This is a genomic window from Sphingomonas sp. (genome assembly GCF_048594985.1).
GTDB lineage: Bacteria > Pseudomonadota > Alphaproteobacteria > Sphingomonadales > Sphingomonadaceae > Sphingomonas_I.
On sequence record NZ_JBMDXG010000156.1, the window covers coordinates 1 to 2,339 of the forward strand.

Genomic DNA, 2,339 nt, shown 5'->3' on the forward strand with positions numbered 1-2,339 from the left:
CAGCCTGCCGATGGAGGTGTTCGTCAAATCCGCCGCCGGAAGCGCCGTACGCGTCCCCGGTACCGCGGTCTTCATGACGTCGAGCGCCAAGGGTGTTCCTCACGCGCTGCTCCACAACCTCAAGCACAACAAGGTGCTGCACGAGCGCGTCGTGCTGCTGACCGTGAAGATCGAGGACGTGCCCTACGTGCCGCAGTTCAAGCGGACCGAAATGGAAGACCTGGAACAGGGTTTCTACCGGCTGATCCTCCATTACGGCTTCATGGAAGAACCCGACGTGCCGGCGGCGCTGGCAACGGTCGACGAGTGCGGCGCGAAGTTCCGGATGATGGAGACGAGCTTCTTCCTGGCGCGCCAGACGCTCATCGCCTCGCCCCACCCCGGCATGGCGCTGTGGCGCGAGAAACTGTTCGCGTGGATGCTGCGCAACGCGGAAAGCGCGATGGAATTCTTCCGTCTGCCCACCAATCGCGTGGTCGAACTGGGCAGCCAGGTCGAAATCTAGCGCCCGCCTCGCGCGAGGTGGATCATCTTGCGTTCCCACGACGTTCGGCACCCGCCTGAACAGGGAGAGAGGCCTTGGAGCTAGCAAGCTGGATCGCGCCGGCCGCCACGATGATCGCCGCGATCATGACGGCCGCCAATCTCGGGTCGCGCGTCACCGGGTGGGGCTTCGCCGTCTTCTCGATCGGCGCGATTGCCTGGATGATCGTTGCGGCCGCGACCGGGCAGCAGAATCTGCTCATCAGCAACGCCTTCCTCCTGCTGGTCGATCTGGTCGGTGTGTGGCGCTGGCTGGGGCGCAAGGCGCGCTACGACAGCGGCGCCGAGGAAGCGCGGCGGCGAAGCGCTGACGCGCCCACGCCGGCGCTGTTTCCACTCGGCACGCTCGAGGGGATGGCGGTGCGCGATGCGGGCGGCGATCCGATCGCGACCGTAGTCGATGCGATGGCGAGCTGCGGGCGCGGCCAGGTCGCCTATCTGGTGGTTCGCGCGGGCGGGATCGCCGGATTGGGCGAGCGGCTGCACGCCATGCGCTGGGACGAGGTCTCGTTAGGCGAGGACGGCTTCGTCAGTCGCCTTTCGGCCGACGCGCTCGCCGCGCGGCGCGTGTTGCCGCCGGGCGAATGGCCGGCCAGCGCGGAGGCCGCCCTGGTTGCGTGATCCCGCGCCGATCATCGTCACGGCCCTGTTCGGATCGGCGGACTTCGCCTGGCTGGACGGCCTGCGACGCGCGCATTTCCCGCCCGAACGCAACGTAGTGGCGGCGCATCTCACCCTGTTTCACCATCTGCCTCCCTCCGCGTTGGAGGAGGTGAAACGCCTGCTGGCCCACGTCACGGCGCGGCCGGCGCCGAAGGCGGAGGCCACTGGACTGTTCAGTCTCGGTCGCGGCACGGCGATCGCGGTCGGCGCGCCCGAATTATCGGCGATCCGGGAGACGCTCGCCGATGCATTGGCGGGGCTGCTGGTTCCGCAGGACCAGGCGGGCTGGCGCCTGCACGTCACCATCCAGAACAAGGTCGATCCGCAAGCGGCACGCGCGCTCCAGTCGACATTGCAAGCGGAGTGGAGTCGGCGCGCGCTCCATATCGCGGGGCTGGCGACCTGGGCGTATCGCGGCGGGCCGTGGGACCCAATTTCGCGCCACATGTTTCGTTGAGGGAGGCCTTGTCGGCCAGGTGGTAGCGGAGGAGGGACTTGAACCCCCGACACGCGGATTATGATTCCGCTGCTCTAACCAGCTGAGCTACTCCGCCCCATCGGGCGACGCCTATCGGCGTGAGGCGCGGCCTATAGCAGCGCGCCGGCCATGGTCAACCACGGAAGGCGGTCACGCGGGAACCCGCCGCTCGCCGCCACGTTCGCGCGTCGAGACCTCCCAGGTAAGGATCATGCCATGGACCCGATCACGCCGCTTGAAACAATCTGCCGCCTCATCATCCGGGCCCGTGAACTGGAGGCGCAGGTTCCCGCTATCGAGAATGATGACGAAGCGGACCCGACCGATTCGGACGACGAATTCGCGGTGCTGGAGGACGAGGCGAACGAGGCGGTCGAGGAGGAGGTGATGGCGCTGCTCGACGACCTGGGCGAGGATCAGGTGCAGGAACTGCTCGCGCTCGCCTGGGTCGGGCGCGGCACCTATGATGCGAGCGAATGGGACGAGGCGCTGGAGGCCGCGGCCGACCCCGATGCGGAAGAGCCGATCGACCAACTTCTGGATATGCCCACGCTTGCCGCCTATCTGGAGGCGGGTCTCGCCGCGTTCGAGCTGAGCTGCGACGGTATCGGCCAGATCGACTGATCGGCCGGTGGATCGCATATTCACCGCCATC

General features: G+C 67.3%; 4 protein-coding genes and 1 tRNA gene. 4 read left to right on the plus strand and 1 reads right to left on the minus strand.

What is annotated here, in order from left to right:
• The 3 genes from ACOJSF_RS06060 to ACOJSF_RS06070 all read left to right on the plus strand — a co-directional run.
• The coding region (locus ACOJSF_RS06060; protein WP_420141325.1) for a KUP/HAK/KT family potassium transporter at positions 1-505 on the plus strand (505 nt) is incomplete at its 5' end.
• A gap of 74 nt (positions 506-579) precedes the next feature.
• Complete coding sequence (locus ACOJSF_RS06065) at positions 580-1,164, plus strand: PRC-barrel domain-containing protein (protein WP_420141326.1); 585 nt, start codon at positions 580-582, stop codon at positions 1,162-1,164.
• On the plus strand, positions 1,157-1,663 hold the full coding sequence (locus ACOJSF_RS06070) for a 2'-5' RNA ligase family protein (protein ID WP_420141327.1): 507 nt from the start codon (positions 1,157-1,159) through the stop codon (positions 1,661-1,663). The genes ACOJSF_RS06065 and ACOJSF_RS06070 overlap by 8 nt, the downstream gene beginning before the upstream one ends.
• Before the next feature lie 20 nt (positions 1,664-1,683).
• On the opposite strand, the gene ACOJSF_RS06075 is transcribed toward ACOJSF_RS06070, so the two are convergent.
• A tRNA-Met gene (locus ACOJSF_RS06075) sits at positions 1,684-1,760 on the minus strand.
• A 140-nt stretch (positions 1,761-1,900) separates the two neighbouring features.
• On the opposite strand from ACOJSF_RS06075, the gene ACOJSF_RS06080 reads away from it, so the two are divergent.
• Complete coding sequence (locus ACOJSF_RS06080) at positions 1,901-2,308, plus strand: DUF3775 domain-containing protein (RefSeq protein ID WP_420141328.1); 408 nt, start codon at positions 1,901-1,903, stop codon at positions 2,306-2,308.
• The last annotated feature ends 31 nt before the right edge of the window (positions 2,309-2,339 follow it).